Annotated in this window: 16 protein-coding genes and 1 rRNA gene; 9 read left to right on the forward strand and 8 right to left on the reverse strand. The window is 72.3% G+C overall.

Annotation, left to right across the window (positions count from 1 at the left end; all coding sequences use genetic code 11):
• Window positions 1-6 precede the first annotated feature (6 nt).
• Window positions 7-519, reverse strand: coding sequence for a DUF3806 domain-containing protein (locus tag ACSQ2D_RS14570; protein WP_435986653.1), 513 nt, complete (start codon window positions 517-519; stop codon window positions 7-9).
• 39 nt (window positions 520-558) lie between these two features.
• Window positions 559-1,401, reverse strand: a complete 843-nt coding sequence (locus ACSQ2D_RS14575) for an aldo/keto reductase (protein WP_435986654.1) — start codon at window positions 1,399-1,401, stop codon at window positions 559-561.
• A gap of 118 nt (window positions 1,402-1,519) precedes the next feature.
• On the opposite strand from ACSQ2D_RS14575, the gene ACSQ2D_RS14580 reads away from it, so the two are divergent.
• The gene (locus tag ACSQ2D_RS14580; protein WP_435986655.1) at window positions 1,520-3,304 is read left to right on the forward strand and encodes an acetyl/propionyl/methylcrotonyl-CoA carboxylase subunit alpha; all 1,785 of its coding nucleotides are present in this window, start codon (window positions 1,520-1,522) and stop codon (window positions 3,302-3,304) included.
• Window positions 3,305-3,384: 80 nt separating this feature from the next.
• Here ACSQ2D_RS14580 and ACSQ2D_RS14585 read toward each other — a convergent pair whose 3' ends face one another.
• The gene (locus ACSQ2D_RS14585) at window positions 3,385-3,915 is read right to left on the reverse strand and encodes an Rv0909 family putative TA system antitoxin (protein WP_435986656.1); all 531 of its coding nucleotides are present in this window, start codon (window positions 3,913-3,915) and stop codon (window positions 3,385-3,387) included.
• A 119-nt stretch (window positions 3,916-4,034) separates the two neighbouring features.
• Here ACSQ2D_RS14585 and ACSQ2D_RS14590 point away from each other — a divergent pair, with 119 nt between their 5' ends.
• Entirely contained in the window at window positions 4,035-4,256 is a 222-nt protein-coding gene (locus ACSQ2D_RS14590) for a hypothetical protein (protein ID WP_435986657.1), read from the forward strand.
• Between the two features lie 125 nt (window positions 4,257-4,381).
• On the opposite strand, the gene ACSQ2D_RS14595 is transcribed toward ACSQ2D_RS14590, so the two are convergent.
• Complete coding sequence (locus tag ACSQ2D_RS14595; RefSeq protein ID WP_435986658.1) at window positions 4,382-5,785, reverse strand: NAD(P)H-quinone dehydrogenase; 1,404 nt, start codon at window positions 5,783-5,785, stop codon at window positions 4,382-4,384.
• A 99-nt stretch (window positions 5,786-5,884) separates the two neighbouring features.
• Here ACSQ2D_RS14595 and ACSQ2D_RS14600 point away from each other — a divergent pair, with 99 nt between their 5' ends.
• Together ACSQ2D_RS14600 and ACSQ2D_RS14605 are read left to right on the forward strand one after the other, a co-directional pair.
• The gene (locus tag ACSQ2D_RS14600) at window positions 5,885-6,718 is read left to right on the forward strand and encodes a purine-nucleoside phosphorylase (RefSeq protein WP_435986659.1); all 834 of its coding nucleotides are present in this window, start codon (window positions 5,885-5,887) and stop codon (window positions 6,716-6,718) included.
• On the forward strand, window positions 6,718-8,403 hold the full coding sequence (locus ACSQ2D_RS14605; protein ID WP_435986660.1) for a phospho-sugar mutase: 1,686 nt from the start codon (window positions 6,718-6,720) through the stop codon (window positions 8,401-8,403). Before ACSQ2D_RS14600 ends, ACSQ2D_RS14605 begins: the two co-directional genes overlap by 1 nt.
• Window positions 8,404-8,463: 60 nt before the next feature.
• Here the strand turns inward: ACSQ2D_RS14605 and ACSQ2D_RS14610 are convergent, their stop codons facing one another.
• The gene (locus tag ACSQ2D_RS14610) at window positions 8,464-9,117 is read right to left on the reverse strand and encodes a PH domain-containing protein (protein WP_435986661.1); all 654 of its coding nucleotides are present in this window, start codon (window positions 9,115-9,117) and stop codon (window positions 8,464-8,466) included.
• Window positions 9,118-9,172: 55 nt separating this feature from the next.
• Here ACSQ2D_RS14610 and deoC point away from each other — a divergent pair, with 55 nt between their 5' ends.
• The 5 genes from deoC to ACSQ2D_RS14635 are packed head-to-tail and all read left to right on the forward strand — an operon-like array spanning window position 9,173 to window position 14,012.
• Window positions 9,173-10,159, forward strand: a complete 987-nt coding sequence (gene deoC / locus ACSQ2D_RS14615; RefSeq protein WP_435986662.1) for a deoxyribose-phosphate aldolase — start codon at window positions 9,173-9,175, stop codon at window positions 10,157-10,159.
• Between the two features lie 56 nt (window positions 10,160-10,215).
• Window positions 10,216-11,688 carry an aldehyde dehydrogenase family protein gene (locus ACSQ2D_RS14620; protein WP_435986663.1) on the forward strand — a complete coding sequence of 491 codons (1,473 nt, stop codon included), beginning with the start codon at window positions 10,216-10,218 and terminating at the stop codon, window positions 11,686-11,688.
• Window positions 11,685-12,572 (forward strand): aldehyde dehydrogenase family protein, encoded by an 888-nt coding sequence (locus ACSQ2D_RS14625; RefSeq protein ID WP_435986664.1) that lies wholly within the window; start codon window positions 11,685-11,687, stop codon window positions 12,570-12,572. Before ACSQ2D_RS14620 ends, ACSQ2D_RS14625 begins: the two co-directional genes overlap by 4 nt.
• Before the next feature lie 31 nt (window positions 12,573-12,603).
• Window positions 12,604-13,320, forward strand: coding sequence for a uridine kinase family protein (locus ACSQ2D_RS14630; protein ID WP_435986665.1), 717 nt, complete (start codon window positions 12,604-12,606; stop codon window positions 13,318-13,320).
• Window positions 13,317-14,012 carry an aspartate/glutamate racemase family protein gene (locus tag ACSQ2D_RS14635; protein ID WP_435986666.1) on the forward strand — a complete coding sequence of 232 codons (696 nt, stop codon included), beginning with the start codon at window positions 13,317-13,319 and terminating at the stop codon, window positions 14,010-14,012. The genes ACSQ2D_RS14630 and ACSQ2D_RS14635 overlap by 4 nt, the downstream gene beginning before the upstream one ends.
• 91 nt (window positions 14,013-14,103) lie before the next feature.
• On the opposite strand, the gene ACSQ2D_RS14640 is transcribed toward ACSQ2D_RS14635, so the two are convergent.
• From ACSQ2D_RS14640 to rrf, 3 genes are all read right to left on the reverse strand, one after another.
• Window positions 14,104-15,261: an adenosine deaminase gene (locus ACSQ2D_RS14640; RefSeq protein ID WP_435986667.1), complete on the reverse strand. Its 1,158-nt coding sequence runs from the start codon at window positions 15,259-15,261 to the stop codon at window positions 14,104-14,106.
• A complete protein-coding gene (locus ACSQ2D_RS14645) occupies window positions 15,258-15,656 on the reverse strand; it encodes a cupin domain-containing protein (protein ID WP_435986668.1) in 399 nt (132 codons plus the stop codon). Before ACSQ2D_RS14645 ends, ACSQ2D_RS14640 begins: the two co-directional genes overlap by 4 nt.
• A gap of 94 nt (window positions 15,657-15,750) precedes the next feature.
• A 5S ribosomal RNA gene (rrf, locus tag ACSQ2D_RS14650) occupies window positions 15,751-15,867 on the reverse strand.
• Between the last annotated feature and the right edge of the window lie 14 nt (window positions 15,868-15,881).

Below are 15,881 nucleotides of genomic sequence, written 5' to 3' on the forward strand. Positions count from 1 at the left end.
GCCTGCTCAGCGGGAGCGAGGGCGGATGCCGGCGAGGTGGGAGACGACGCCGGGGATCCAGCCGGTCTCGCCGCGCATCCACCGTGCACCGACGAGGTTGTGCGGCACGACCACCGTGTCGGCGCGTGCCGCCACGAGGCCGAGATCGGTGCCGAAGACGTCGGTGACGATCGCCCAGTCACGCGCGCTGTGGCGCGCGAGGTGCTCGCCGATGGCGACGGCATACGTCTCGACGACGACGTCGGGCCCCTCCCCGGAGCCGCCCTCGTCGGCCCACCGACGGTAGGCCGAGTCGTAGTGGGCGCCGATCGACGCGAGGTCGTCGACGTCCACCCCGTCGGCGGCGGCGTGCTCGAGCGCCGAGGCGATGCGCGCCCGCTCCTCGTCGCCGAGCGGCACCGCCACAGGTCGGCCGGTGAGGTCTGGGCCGAGTGCGTCGTCCGAGTCCTCGCCGACCGCGGGCTCGACGCCCGAAGGCTCGTCGGTGTCGTCCTTGCCCTTGCGCGAGAACAGTCCCATGACTGCCAATCTAGTGGCTGGGACGCGCCCCGCGTCAGGTCAGCCGAAGGTGTCCGGGTCGGGTCCGGTGCGCGTGCCCCGGTCGAGCCCGGCGAGGGCCTCGAGGTCGTCCTCGCCGAGGCTGAACCCGAAGATGTCGACGTTCTCGACGATGCGGGCCGGGGTGACCGAACGCGTCAGCACGACGTTGCCGAGCTCGACGTGCCAGCGCAGCACGAGCCGGGCCGGCGTCACCGCGTGCTTCGCGGCGAGGTCGACGACGACCGGGTCGTCGAGCAGACCGGCACGCACGGCGAGCGGGCTCCAGGCCTCGGTGACGATGCCGTGCTCGGCGTGGAAGGCGCGCAGCTCCCGCTGCTGGAGGTACGGGCTCAGCTCGACCTGGTTGACCGACGGCAGGACCCCGGTCTCGTCGAGCAGCCGCTGCAGGTGGGGCACCTGGAAGTTGCAGACACCGACCGAGCGGACCCGGCCCTCGCGCTGGAGCTCGAGCATCGCCCGCCAGGCGTCGACGTAGGCGTCCTGCTGCGGGGCCGGCCAGTGGATGAGGTAGAGGTCGAGGACCTCGATGCCGAGGCGCTGCATCGACGCGTCGAAGGCGGCGGGCACCTGCGCGTGGTCGTCGTTCCAGACCTTCGTCGTGACGAAGACGTCGTCGCGGTCGACGTCGTCCCGGGCGAGGACCCGGCCGACGCCCTCCTCGTTCCCGTAGATGCGGGCGGTGTCGATGTGGCGGTAGCCGGCGTCGAGGGCCTGCCCGAAGGCGGCGTCGACGGCGGCGTCCGGCACCTCCCAGACACCGAAGCCGATCTGCGGGATCGTGAGGCCGGGGGTGGAGGCGTGGCCGAGCTCGAGGGTGGGGACTGACCCGTGTGTCGTCATGGCGTCCACGCTAGGCCGGACCCGACCGCGGTGGTGTGCGCGACCTCACTCCGAGACGACCGGGAATACGGCCGAGGAGGCCGAATTGACGTGACGTCAGCCCGATAGAGTCCGATCCATGGCACCCATCAGCAAGGTACTGATCGCAAACCGTGGTGAGATCGCCGTCCGCATCGCGCGGGCGTGCGCGGACAGCGGGATCGCCTCGGTCGCGGTCTACGCCGACCCGGACCGGGATGCCCTGCACGTCAAGGTCGCCGACGAGGCGTACGCCCTCGGGGGCTCGACCCCCGGCGAGAGCTACCTCGTCCAGGAGAAGCTGCTCGACGTCGCCCGCCAGGCCGGCGCCGACGCCGTCCACCCCGGCTACGGCTTCCTCGCCGAGAACGCGTCGTTCGCCCAGGCCGTCATCGACGCCGGACTGGTCTGGATCGGCCCCGGGCCGCAGGCCATCGACTCGCTCGGCGACAAGGTCAAGGCGCGACACATCGCGACGAAGGCCGGCGCCCCGCTCGTGCCCGGGACGAAGGACCCCGTGTCCGGGGCCGACGAGGTCGTCGAGTTCGCCAAGGAGCACGGGCTCCCCGTCGCGATCAAGGCGGCCTACGGCGGCGGCGGACGCGGCCTGAAGGTCGCCCGTGCGATGGAGGAGATCCCCGACCTCTACGACTCTGCGGTGCGCGAGGCCGTGACGGCCTTCGGCCGCGGCGAGTGCTTCGTCGAGCGCTTCCTCGACCACCCGCGCCACGTCGAGACGCAGTGCCTCGCCGACCAGCACGGCAACGTCGTCGTCGTGTCGACGCGCGACTGCTCGCTCCAGCGCCGCAACCAGAAGCTCGTCGAGGAGGCTCCCGCGCCCTTCCTCACCGAGGAGCAGCACACGGAGCTGCTCCGCGCGAGCAAGGCGATCCTCAAGGAGGCCGGCTACGTCGGCGCCGGCACGTGCGAGTTCCTCGTCGGTCCGGCGGGCGACATCAGCTTCCTCGAGGTCAACACCCGCCTGCAGGTCGAGCACCCCGTGACCGAGGAGGTCACCGGCATCGACCTCGTGCGCGAGCAGTTCCGCATTGCGAACGGCGAGTCCCTCGACTACGGCGACCCCGAGCCGCACGCCCACTCGATCGAGTTCCGGATCAACGGCGAGGACGCCGGCCGTGGCTTCCTCCCGGCGCCGGGCACCGTGAGCCGCATGGTCGTGCCGCAGGGACCCGGCGTGCGCTGGGACGCCGGCATCGTCGAGGGCGACACCGTCGCCGGCGCGTTCGACTCGATGATCGCCAAGCTCGTCGTCACCGGCCGCACCCGGGAGCAGGCCATCGAGCGCTCCCGCCGGGCGCTGGCCGAGCTGACCATCGAGGGCATGCCGACCGTCGTCCCCTTCCACCGGGCCGTCGTCGCCGACCCCGCCTTCGCGCCCACCGACGGCGCGCCCTTCTCGATCCACACCCGTTGGATCGAGACGGAGTTCGACAACACCATCGAGGCGTATGCCGGTGGGTCGGCCGAGTCCGCCGAGGCCGAGGAGCGTCAGACCGTCGTCGTCGAGGTGGGGGGCAAGCGCCTCGAGGTCTCGCTCCCGGGCGGCCTGTCGCTCGGTGGTGGCGGGACCGCGTCCGCGGCGAAGAAGAAGGCGCCGAAGCGGTCCGGTGGGGGCAAGTCCGGTGGCGCGGCCTCCGGCGACTCCCTCACGGCGCCGATGCAGGGCACCATCGTCAAGATCGCCGTCGAGGAGGGCGCGACCGTCGCGGCGGGCGATCTGGTCATCGTCCTCGAGGCGATGAAGATGGAGCAGCCGATCACCGCGCACAAGGCCGGTGTCGTCTCCGGCCTGACCGCGAAGGTCGGTGAGACCGTCACGTCGGGCGCCGTGCTCGCCGAGATCGCGGACGCCGCCGAGGGCTGAGCGCCGCAGGACACACGACGAGGGCCGACCTGCCGCGAGGCAGGTCGGCCCTCGTGCGTCGCCGGGTGGGCGGTGTCGCGTCAGCCCTGCTTGGCCGGCGGGTCGCCGAGGGTGATGTCGCCCTCGCCGGTGCCGGGCAGGTTGGGGTCGGGGACGCCGGGCAGGTCCTGCTCACCGGCGGGCTCGCCCGCGGGCGGGATCTCCGAGGGTCCGGGTCCACCGGGCAGGTGGGGGTCGACGGGGGCCGGGTCGGTCGGGTCGACCGGCGGCCTCGGCTCCGAGGGCCCCGGACCGGGGGTCGGGGTGGGGGCGGGTTCCGGTGTCGGCGCCGGCTCCGGGGTCGGCGCGGGCTCGGGCGTCGGCGTCGGCGCAGGGCTCGGGGCCGGCACCGGCTGAGCCGGCGGCTCGGGGGCGCCGGGCGGCTGCGTGCCCTCGGCGTCGGGCGGCAGGCCGAGGCCCTCCTTGAGCTTGTCGGTGCCCTGGTCGACCTTGTCTGCGTACTTCCCGCCGGTGCGCTCGTTGATGAGCTCCTCGGCCTTGTCGAGACCCTGCTGGGCCTGCTCGGGGTGCCCCTTGACGAAGTCCTTGGCCTTCTGGATCCAGTCGCTCACTGCGTGTGCCTCCACGGTCCGACCTGCTCAGGGACCTCCGCCCGCAGCACGGGCGGCCTCCCTGACGTGGCGACGACGCCGCCACGGGCCCGACGCTACGCCTCTGGCACACTGCTCATGTGTTTGCGACCCTCCCCACTGCCACGGCCGACCAGCCCGTCTTCTCCGTGGCGAACCTCGTCATCCTCATCGTCGTGGCCGCGGTCGTGTACCCGCTCCAGAAGAAGCTGCGCCAGGTGGTCTCCCGTCGCCGCCGGGAGCGGTGGGCCGAGGAGGACCGTCTCGCCGAGCTCGAGCGCGAGCAGGCGGACCGTCCCGCGCCGGGCGACGAGCGGCACTGACCCGCCACCGACGACGTATGCCGTCAGGCCGGGTCCCGGGGTGGCGCGCAGTGCCGCGGGCCTCCGGGGTCGCCGACGCGTCAGCCGGGGTGCCGGTCCGGGCGTCAGTCGGGGCGTCAGTCGGGTCAGTCGGACTGGTGCAGCTGGCGCGCCGCCTCGGCGATCGAGCCGGAGAGCGACGGGTAGACCGTGATGGTGCTCGACACCTGGTCGACGCTGAGCCGGTTCTGCACGGCGAGCGCCACGGGGTAGATGAGCTCGGAGGCCTTCGGCGCGACGACGACGCCGCCGAGCACCGTGCCGTAGACCTTGCGGCAGAAGAGCTTGACGAAGCCGTCGCTGATGCCCTGCATCTTGGCGCGCGGGTTGCGGGCGAGGGGCAGGGTGACCGACTCGACGTCGGGTGACTCGTCGGCCGCGTTCTGGCTGATCCCGACGGTCGCGATCTCGGGCTCGGTGAAGATGTTGGCGGCGACGCCACGGACGTTGAGCGGCGACACGGCATCGCCGAGCGCGTGCCACATGGCGATGCGTCCCTGCATGGCCGCGACGGAGGCGAGCGGCAGCACCCCGGTGCAGTCGCCGGCCGCGTAGACGCCGCCGACGCTGGTGCGAGAGACGCGGTCGACCTGAACGTGCCCGGAGGGGCTGAGCTCGACGCCCGCCTCCTCGAGGCCGAGTCCCGCGGTGTTGGGCACGGAGCCGACGGCGAGCAGGGCGTGCGAGCCCTCGACCGTGCGTCCGTCGACGAGCGTCACGACGACGCCGTCGGCGGTGCGCTCCACCGAGGCCGCCCGGGACTTGCCCATGACCTCCATGCCGCGCTTGCGGAAGACGTCCTCGATGACGGTGGCGGCGTCGGCGTCCTCGCCGGGGAGCACCCGGTCGCGGGAGGAGACGAGCACGACCTGGGAGCCGAGGCCGAGGTAGGCCTGGGCGAGCTCGGCGCCGGTGACGCCGGAGCCGATGACGATGATGCGCTCCGGGAGCTCGTGGAGGGAGTAGATCTGCTGCCACGTGAGGATGCGCTCGCCGTCGGGTCGCATCGTGTCCATGACGCGGGGCGCCGCGCCGGTCGCGACGAGGACGACGTGGGCGGTCAGCTCCTGCGTCGTGCCGTCGGCGAGCTCGGCCACGACACGTTCGCGGCCGGCGAGCCGGGCGGTGCCACGCAGCACGGTGACGCCGACCTGCTCGAGGCTGCCCTGGATGTCGGCGCTCTGGGCGGCGGCGAGCTCGAGGATACGGTCGTTGACGGTGTCCGCCTGGGCGACGGCGTCGGACACCTCGTCGCCGTCGTCGTCCTGCAGCCGCACCCCGAGGCGTGAGGCCGTCTCGAAGTCGGACATGTAGTCGGCGGTCGCGATGAGGGCCTTGCTGGGCACGCAGTCGGTGAGGACCGCCGCGCCGCCGAGGCCGTCCTTCTCGACGATCGTGACCTGCGCCCCGAGCTGGGCCGCGACGAGGGCCGCCTCGTAGCCCCCGGGGCCGCCGCCGATGATGACAACGGATGTCTCGCGCGTGATCACGGGACCATCCAACCATCCTCCGCGCCGGGCCCGGTCGGCCCCTGCGGCACCACCGGGGATCGGTTCCTGCCCCGCGTCGACCTCGCTAGAGTCCTGAGCGTGACCCGTTCCCACCGTGATCTCAGCGACCCCTCCACCGACCCCTTCGACGTCGCCGCCGACGCCGCCGCCGTCATCGCCGAGCGCACCGGCGTCGACCACCACGACGTCGCGCTCGTGCTCGGCTCGGGCTGGGGCCAGACCGCCGACCTCATCGGTGAGACGCTCGCGACCGTCGAGAACGCCGACGTCCCCGGCTTCCACAAGGCCGCCGTGGCCGGCCACTCGGGCAGCATGCGCTCCGTCGCGATCGGCGACACCGGCCGTCGGGCTCTCGTCTTCGGCACCCGCACCCACTTCTACGAGGGACGCGGCGTGCGCGCGGTCGTCCACGGCGTCCGCACCGCGAAGGCCGCGGGCTGCTCGACGATCGTGCTGACCAACGGGTGCGGCGGCCTCAACCCCGCGTGGTCGCCCGGCACCCCGGTCCTCATCCGCGACCACATCAACCTCACCGCGCACTCCCCCATCGAGGGGGCGAACTTCGTCGACCTCACCGACCTCTACACCCCGCGGCTGCGCGACCTCGCCCGCGAGGTCGACGCCGACCTCGACGAGGGCGTCTACGTCCAGTTCCGCGGACCGCACTACGAGACCCCGGCCGAGGTCCAGATGGCCAAGGTCATCGGCGGCGACCTCGTCGGCATGTCGACGACGCTCGAGGCCATCGCGGCCCGCCAGAGCGGGCTCGACGTGCTCGGCATCTCGCTCGTCACCAACCTCGCCGCGGGCATCTCGGACCAGCCGCTCAGCCACGCCGAGGTGCTCGAGGCCGGCCAGGCCGCCGCCGATCGGTGCGGTCGGCTGCTCGCTGCGGTCGTGGGGCGCCTCTGATGACGACCGTCGACACCACCGAGACCCTGTATGCCGCGGCGAGGGCCTGGCGCGACGACGACCCGGACCCGACGACGCGTGACGAGCTCGACGCCGTCCTCGCGCGTGCCACGGAGGGCGACGCGGACGCCGCGGCCGACCTCGCCGACCGCATGTCCGGCCTGCTCGAGTTCGGGACCGCGGGGCTGCGCGGAGCCCTCGGTGCCGGTCCCAACCGGATGAACCGCAGCGTCGTCATCCGGGCGGCCGCCGGCCTCACGGCATACCTCAAGGACGAGGGGCGCTGCGGCGACGCACCGACCGTCGTCGTCGGCTACGACGCGCGCTACAACTCCGACGTCTTCGCCCGTGACACCGCGGCCGTCGTCGTCGCGGCCGGTGGCCGGGCGCTGCTGCTCCCCCAGCCGCTGCCCACGCCGGTCCTCGCCTTCGCGATCCGCCACCTCGGTGCCGACGCGGGCGTCATGGTGACGGCGAGCCACAACCCGCCCCAGGACAACGGCTACAAGGTCTACCTCGGCGACGGCAGCCAGATCGTGCCGCCCGCCGACGCGCAGATCGCCGCCCACATCGGACACGTCGAGCGGGTGGCCGACGTGCCCCGCGCCGCCGAGGGCTGGGAGACGCTCGGCGACAACCTCCTCGAGGACTACGTCGACGCCGTCGTCAGCGTCGTCGACCCGCACTCACCGCGTGACCTCCGCATCGTCCACACGAGCCTGCACGGCGTCGGCCACGGCACGGTGCACACGGCCTTCGTCCAGGCGGGCTTCGCGGCACCGGTCGTCGTCGACGAGCAGGCCGTGCCCGACCCGGACTTCCCCACCGTCGCCTTCCCCAACCCCGAGGAGAAGGGTGCGATCGACCTCGCACTCGCCCGCGCCCGCGCCGTCGGGTGCGACCTCGTCATCGCCAACGACCCCGACGCCGACCGGTGCGCCGCGGCCGTGCTCGACCCCGCCCTCGGCGACTGGCGGATGCTGCGCGGCGACGAGGTGGGGGCGCTGCTCGGTGCGCACATCGTGCGGCGCGGCATCTCGCGCCGGGACGTCTTCGCCAACTCGATCGTGTCCTCGCGCCTGCTCGCCTCGATCGCCAAGGCCGCCGGGCTCGCCCACGAGGAGACGCTGACCGGCTTCAAGTGGATCTCCCGCGTCGACCGGCTGCGCTACGGCTACGAGGAGGCCCTCGGCTACTGCGTCGCGCCGCAGCTGGTGCGCGACAAGGACGGCGTCAGCGCCGCCCTGCTGCTCGCCGAGCTCGCGGCCACCCTCAAGGCGCAGGGCCGCACCCTCATCGACCTGCTCGACGACCTCGCGATCGAGCACGGGGTGCACGCGACCGACTCGTTCTCGGTGCGCGTCTCGGATCTCGCCCAGATCGAGACCCTCATGGGACGGCTGCGCGCCGAGCCGCCGACCACCGTGGCCGGCGTCGACGTCGACCGCGTCGACGACCTCGCCGAGGGCGACGGAGGGCTGCCGCCCACCGAGGGCCTGCGCTACCACCTGACCGACCGCTCGCGGGTCATCGTGCGCCCGAGCGGGACCGAGCCCAAGGTGAAGGTCTACCTCGAGGTCATCGAGCCGGTGGCCGGTCCGGCCTCGCTCGGTGAGTCCCGCGCGGTGGCCGAGACCCGCCTGGCCCGGGTCCGGGCCGACCTCGAACGCCTCACGTCCCTGTGAGCGAGCCCCGCGCGTACGCCATCGACAGCGTACGCGTGGGGCGGGGTCACCCGCGGACCGTCAGACGACGAACGTCCCGATGACGAAGAAGGCCGCGGCGGCGAGGAGCAGGCCGACGGAGACCGGGTCCCAGACCTGGTGGGCGATGCGCGGCGTCCGGCCGTCCTTGCGCTTGCGGTCGGCGCTCATGCGCGCCTCGACCTCGGCCGCGACGGCCTGCGCCTCGACCTTGGACTTCGTCGGCTCCTCGGTGGTCCCCTTGCCGCGCACCTTGTTGGCCCCCACGGTCAGCATGCCGCGGCCGTACCTCGGGCGGCCCGGGTCGGCCGGGACGCCCCACGCGGTGTAGCGACGGCCGTCCGCGACGAGCTCGAGGGCCCATCGTGACCGGACCTCGCTGATGGCGGGCCACGTGACGTCGACGACGCGCACCGGGTTGACGAGGCGGATGCCCTCGGCGTGGATGACGACGCACGGGCGCACGACGAACAGCCACAGCAGCACGAGGGCGAGCACCACCGTCGAGATGAGGGTCCAGCTGCGCGGCTCGGTCAGCACGGCGGGCACGAGCAGGGCGACACCGGCGACCGCGCCGATGACGCCGACGGTGACCGACGAGCCCGGCCGGAGCGTGCGGGCGTCGCGCAGGGCGACGCGCTCGAGGTGCTCCTCGGCGGGTGAGTCGGAGGGCGGCGGGGACACGTCGGGGCTCACGGACAGACTCTCTCACGCGTCACGGGCCGTCTCGATAGGTGGATAGACTCCCGTGGTGACAGTTAGCACCACGACGCGCTCCGCGCAGGACCTCACCGCGCAGGCGCGGGACGTCCTCGGGGTGTCGCGCCTGACGAACCATGCCCTGACCTCCTGGCTGCACGGGCTCCCCGGCGTCGACCAGGTCGGCTGCGAGGCCCGGGCCGCGTCGCTCGGCACCCGCTCGATCAAGACGACGAGCAAGGCCTGGGCGATCGACACCGCCATCGGGATGATCGACCTGACGACCCTCGAGGGCTCCGACACGGTCGGCAAGGTCCGGTCGCTGTGCGCCAAGGCCCTCGTGCCCGACCCGCTCGACCCGACGACGCCGCGGCCCGCCGCGATCTGCGTCTACGGCGACATGGTCGCGACCGCGAAGGCCGCGCTCGGCGACAGCGGCCTCCACGTCGCTGCCGTGGCGACCGCCTTCCCGTCCGGGCGAGCGAGCATGCCGGTCAAGCTCGCCGACACCCGCGACGCCGTCGAGGCCGGTGCCGACGAGATCGACATGGTCATCGACCGCGGGGCGTTCCTCTCGGGCGACTACCTCACGGTCTTCAACCAGATCGCCGAGGTCAAGCAGGCCTGTGGCACGGCGCACCTCAAGGTCATCATGGAGACGGGCGAGCTCGTCACCTACGACAACGTCCGCCGTGCCTCCTACCTCTCGATGCTCGCGGGCGGCGACTTCATCAAGACGTCCACCGGCAAGGTGCAGCCCGCGGCCACCCTCCCGGTCACGCTCATCATGCTCGAGGCCGTGCGCGACTGGCGCGAGCTCACCGGCAGCCAGGTCGGGGTCAAGCCGGCCGGTGGCATCAAGACCACCAAGGACGCCATCAAGTACCTCGTCATGGTCAGTGAGATCGCCGGCGACGACTGGCTCACGCCCGAGTGGTTCCGCTTCGGCGCCTCGAGCCTGCTCAACGACCTCATCCTGCAGCGTCAGAAGCTCGCCACGGGTGCCTACTCCGGCGCCGACTACGTGACGATCGACTGACCGCGCCTGACTGACCGACCGCGCCTCACACGACAGCGCCCACGAAAGACACCCTGATGCCGAAGTTCGAGTACGCCCCAGCGCCGGAGTCGCGCGCCATCGTCACGATCGAGAAGTCCTACGGGCTCTTCATCGACGGCGCCTTCACGCGGCCCAAGGCGACCTTCCCCACGATCAACCCCGCCGACGAGACGGTCCTCGCCGAGGTGAGCCAGGCCGGCCCCAAGGACGTCGACAAGGCCGTCGCCGCGGCCCGCCGCGCCTACGAGGGGGTCTGGGGCCGCATGAGCGGCGCCGAGCGCGGCAAGTACCTCTTCCGCATCGCCCGCATCCTGCAGGAGCGGGCCCGCGAGTTCGCCGTCCTCGAGACGCTCGACAACGGCAAGCCGATCAAGGAGACCCGCGACGTCGACGTACCGGTCGCCGCCGCCCACTTCTTCTACCACGCGGGCTGGGCCGACAAGCTGGAGTATGCCGGCCTGTCCGCCTCGGGCGCCGACGTGCCGCGCCCGCACGGCGTGGTCGGCCAGGTCATCCCGTGGAACTTCCCGCTGCTCATGCTCGCCTGGAAGATCGCACCGGCCCTCGCGACGGGCAACACCGTCGTGCTCAAGCCCGCCGAGACCACCCCGCTGAGCGCGCTGCTCTTCGCCGAGGTCTGCCAGCAGGCCGACCTGCCGGCCGGCGTCGTCAACATCATCACCGGTGACGGCCGCACGGGTCAGGCGCTCGTCGAGCACCCGGACGTCGACAAGATCGCCTTCACCGGCTCGACCGAGGTCGGCAAGGCGATCGCCCGGTCCATCGCGGGCACGTCGAAGAAGGCGACGCTCGAGCTCGGCGGCAAGGCTGCCAACATCGTCTTCGACGACGCCCCGCTCGACCAGGCGGTCGAGGGCATCGTGGGCGGCATCTTCTTCAACCAGGGCCAGGTCTGCTGCGCCGGCTCGCGCCTGCTCGTCCAGGAGAACGTCCACGACCAGGTCGTCGCCAAGCTCAAGCGTCGCCTCGGCACGCTGCGCGTCGGTGACCCGATGGACAAGAACAGCGACCTCGGCGCGATCAACTCCAAGGCCCAGCTCGACCGCATCACCTCGCTCGTCGAGGCCGGTGTGGCCGAGGGCGCCGAGCGCTGGAGCCCCGAGTGCACGCTGCCCGCCAAGGGCTACTGGTTCCCCCCGACGGTGCTCACCGGTGTCTCGCAGACGCACCGCGTCGCAACCGAGGAGATCTTCGGGCCGGTCCTGTCGGTGCTGACCTTCCGCACGCCTCAGGAGGCGGTCGCCAAGGCCAACAACTCGGCCTACGGCCTCTCGGCCGGCGTCTGGACCGAGAAGGGCTCGCGCATCCTCTGGATGGCCGATCAGCTCCGCGCCGGCGTCGTCTGGGCCAACACCTTCAACCGCTTCGACCCGACCTCGCCCTTCGGTGGCTACAAGGAGTCGGGCTACGGCCGCGAGGGCGGCCGCCACGGCCTCGAGGCCTACGTCACCACCGCCCCTTCGACCCTGACGGGAGCCGCCCGATGAGCCGCCTCGACGTGCGCAAGACCTACAAGCTCTACATCGGTGGCGCGTTCCCGCGCAGCGAGTCCGGTCGCTCCTACGAGGTCGTCTCGGCCTCGGGCGAGTTCCTCGCCAACGCCGCGATGGGCTCGCGCAAGGACGTCCGTGACGCCGTCGTCGCGGCGCGCGGCGCGCTGGCCAAGTGGTCCGGGGCCACCGCGTACAACCGCGGCCAGGTGCTCTACCGCGTCGCCGAGGTGCTCGAGGGCCGCCGCGCCCAGTTCGTCGAGGAGGTCGCCGCGAGCGAGGGCCTGTCGGTCCGCGCCGCGGGCGCCGTCGTCGACGCCTCCGTCGACCGCCTCGTCTGGTACGCCGGGTGGACCGACAAGATCGCCCAGGTGCTCGGCAACCTCAACCCCGTCGCCGGCCCCTTCTTCAACGTCTCGGCGCCCGAGCCGACCGGTGTGGTGGGCGTCCTTGCACCGCAGGCCTCCTCGCTGCTCGGTCTCGTGTCGGTCGTCGCCCCGGTCATCGCGTCGGGCAACACCGCCGTCGTCGTGTCGTCGGCCGCTCGTCCGCTTCCCGCTGTGACGTTCAGCGAGGTGCTCGCGACGTCCGACGTGCCCGGTGGCGTCGTCAACATCGTCACGGCCCAGACCGCCGAGGTGGCGACGTGGCTGGCCGCGCACCGTGACGTCAACGCCATCGACCTCACGGGCGTCGCCGGCGCCGAGGGCGTCGACTGGGCCGCCCTCGAGGCGGAGGCCGCAGGCAACCTCAAGCGCGTCTACCGGCCGGCGCTGGCCGACGGCGCTCCGGTCGAGCCCGACTGGAACGCCGACCCCGGCCTCGGTCGCATCCGGGCCTTCGTCGAGACGAAGACCGTCTGGCACCCCAAGGGTCTCTGACCCGGGTCCCTGGATCGGTTGAGGAGGCGAGGTGGCGTCGGTCGACCACCGCTCGGGCGGCACCGCGGGCGAGCAGCCGGCGGGGCAGCCCGTGGCCGACCCCGTGAGTGCACCCGAGGCCGGTGCGACCGATCGTGACCGTCGCCGGGTCATCCTCCTCACCGGACCGAGCGGCGCGGGCAAGAGCCGGCTCTCGGCCCGGCTGAGTGCCAGCCACGGGTGGCCCGTCGTCCGCCTCGACGACTTCTACCGCGAGGCGAGCGACCCGGCCCTGCCCCGCTCCCCCCTGGGCATCCCCGACTGGGACCACGCCGACTCGTGGGACGCGGGGGCGGCCGTCGACGCCCTGCGACAGCTCGTCGACGATGGGCACGTCGAGGTGCCCGTCTACGACATCGGGGCCTCCGCGGTGACGGGTCGGCACGTCCTGGACGCGCGCCCGACCGACTTCGTCCTGGCCGAGGGACTCTTCGCCGGACGCCTCGTCGAGCCTCTGCGTCGCGAAGGCCTGCTCGCAGACGCCCTGTGCGTGCGACAGAACCGCACCCTGACGGCCCTGCGCCGCTTCGTGCGTGACCTCTCCGAGCGCCGCAAGCCTCCGCACATCCTCGTGCGCCGTGGGCTCGCCCTCTGGCGAGACGAGCCGCGGGTCGTCGGGCAGGCTCGCGCCGACGGTGCCCGCTGCCTGCACCCCCGCGAGGCGGAGTCCGAGCTCGGCGCCCTGCTCGGCGTCGGCACGTCGACGTGAGGCTCGTCGGCCTGCTCGGCGGGATGAGCTGGGAGTCGAGCGCGGAGTACTACCGGCTCGCCAACGAGCTGGTCCGTGAGCGCGTGGGCGGCCTCGCCTCTGCGCGGCTGCTGCTGCACTCCGTCGACTTCGCCGAGGTCGAGCGGCTCCAGGCCGAGGCCCGCTGGGACGAGGCGGGGGCGCTCCTGGCCACGGCTGCTGCGGGACTCGAGGCCGGAGGCGCCGAGCTCATCGTCCTGTGCACCAACACGATGCACAAGGTGGCCCCCGCCATCGAGGCCGCCGTCACGGTCCCCCTGCTGCACATCGGCGACGTGACAGGCCGGGCCGTGCGTGCCGCGGGCCTGGGACGCGTCGGGCTGCTCGCGACGGCCTACACGATGGAGCAGGGCTTCCTGCGCGACCGGCTCGCCGGTCACGGGCTGACCGTGCTCGTGCCCGACGGCGACGACCGCGCCGTGGTGCACCGCATCATCTACGAGGAGCTGTGCCTCGGGGTGGTCACCGAGGAGCCCCGGCAGGCCTACCGCGAGGTCATCGCCCGGCTCGTCGCGGCGGGAGCCGAGGGCGTCATCCTCGGCTGCACCGAGATCGAGCTGCTCGTGGACCAGTCCGACGCGGAGGTGCCGGTCTTTCCCACGACCCGTCTGCACGTCGAGGCCGCGGTCGAGGCTGCTCTCGCCCTCGACTGAATCTCCTCACCGGGCGCTCTCGGCTTCGAGGTGATCACGCGCCACCGCGGTGGGCGCCGCGACCATCTCGCACCGTGGCGGATCGACGGCCTCAGGCGACGGGTGCGGCCTCGTAGCCGAGAGCGGCGTACCCCGGCTTGATGACGTCGTCGATGAGGGCGAGCCGCTCGTCGAAGGGGATGAACGCCGACTTCATCGCGTTGATCGTCACCCAGCGCAGGTCCTCGAGCGTCCAGCCGGCCTCGTCGCGCAACAGGGCCGCCTCCTTGCTCATCGACGTGTCGCTCATGAGCCGGTTGTCGGTGTTGAGCGTGACGCGGAAGCGCAGGCGACGCAGCAGGGTGATCGGGTGCAGCGCGATCGACGGAGCAGCAGAGGTCTGCAGGTTGCTGCTCGGGCACATCTCGAGGGGGATGCGCTTGTCTCGGACGTAGGCGGAGAGCCTCCCCAGCCGCACCCGGTCCAGCTCCAGGGACGTCAGGGCACCGGGGTCGTCCTTGTTGCCCTCGACCCACTGCGCGAACGGTGCGCCGTCGATGGTGATGTCGTCGACGATGCGGACGCCGTGGCCGAGCCGGTCGGCGCCGCACCACTGGATGGCCTCCCAGATGGAGGGCAGCCCGAAGGCCTCGCCGGCGTGGATCGTGAAGTGGAAGTTCTCGCGGCGGAGGTACTCGAACGCGTCGAGGTGGCGGGTGGGCGGGTAGCCGGCCTCCGCCCCCGCGATGTCGAAGCCCGACACACCCTGGTCGCGGTAGCGGATCGCCAGCTCGGCGATCTCGGTCGACTTCGCCGCATGGCGCATCGCCGTCAGCAGCGAGGTGACCCGGATGGGGTGACCGTCAGCCGCAGCCTTCGCCTCCCCGTCGCGCAGACCGGCGTTGACGGCCTCGACGACACCCTCGAGCGTCAGGCCACGCGTCAGGTGCTGCTCGGGGGCATAACGGCTCTCGGCGTAGACGACGCCGTCGGCAGCCAGGTCCTGCGCGCACTCGCTGGCGACGCGGAACAGGCCCTCGCGGGTCTGCATCACGGCCAGGGTGTGGTCGAAGGTCTCGAGGTAGCGCGGCAGCGACCCGGAGTCCGCGCTCTCGCGGAACCACGTGCCCAGGGCCTGGGCCTCGGTCTCGGGCAGGGCCTCGTAGCCGACGTCGGCCGCGAGCTCCATGATCGACTGGGGGCGCAGGCCGCCGTCGAGGTGGTCGTGGAGCAGGACCTTGGGGGCCCGACGGACGTCGTCGGCGCTCACGAGGCGTCCTCGGTGGCTCCGGCGTCGCCGTCATCCTCGCGGTGGACGGAGTCCGGACCGAAGGCGGGAAGGCAGACCGCGACGTACTCGGCCCCCTCGGGACCGCACGAGTAGCGGATGCGCTCACCACCGCGCGTGATCACCGACTGGCCGGCTCCGACCTCGAGCGTGCCTCCGTCGTGGTCGATGAGCACCGTCCCGGCCAGGACGAGCGTGATCTCGTCGAACTCCGGGGTCTGGAAAGGCTCGGACCACCCGGCCGGCGCCACCATCCGCGCGACCGACACGGAGGCCTGGAGGTCGGCGTCCGGGGTGTTGACGGCACCGACGTGCTCGTCGATGACCTTGCCGCCGGGGACGGGGATACGGGTCGGAGAGGGAATGAGTTCAGGCACGAGCCCAGACTAGTGGACATCAAATGTATCCGGGAATGGACATGGGAATGCGACAACCCCGCCAGGTGTCCTGGCGGGGTTGTCGTGAATGGTTGTCCGGCTGCGTCCTACTCTCCCACACCGTCACCAGTGCAGTACCATCGGCGCTGAAGGGCTTAGCTTCCGGGTTCGGAATGGAGCCGGGCGTTTCCCCTTCGCTATGACAGCCGAAACTCTATGGAGATA

The sequence above is a fragment of the Terrabacter sp. LjRoot27 genome (assembly GCF_964254175.1).
Classification (GTDB): domain Bacteria; phylum Actinomycetota; class Actinomycetes; order Actinomycetales; family Dermatophilaceae; genus Terrabacter.